This window comes from Psychrobacter sp. Cmf 22.2, assembly GCF_001921745.1.
Classification (GTDB): domain Bacteria; phylum Pseudomonadota; class Gammaproteobacteria; order Pseudomonadales; family Moraxellaceae; genus Psychrobacter.
Map to the genome: position 1 here is coordinate 1 of NZ_MRYA01000085.1, position 237 is coordinate 237.

Annotated in this window: 1 protein-coding gene; it reads right to left on the reverse strand. The window is 47.3% G+C overall.

What is annotated here, in order from left to right:
* Positions 1 to 237 (reverse strand): transglycosylase domain-containing protein (locus tag BTV98_RS13395; protein ID WP_143505792.1); only part of this gene is annotated, 237 nt, incomplete at both ends.

A 237-nucleotide genomic window follows, 5' to 3' on the forward strand; every position in this document is an offset into this window, starting at 1 on the left:
TTATGCTCATAAAATCCCCGATCTTCTGTAGCGATTAGGGCGTCAATCAGTGGCTGCGGCACTTGGTCTAGCGACACCACCATACGATCTTCGTTGCTGTCTGGATAAATCCCACCGATATTAACCGGCTCAAGACGAATAATGCCGGTTTTGGCCGGCTGGGTACTTTGTACCGATTCAATCTTATTGCCAGCAATGGTCATTTTGATGACTTGCTCTTTATCGACATCATTGGCG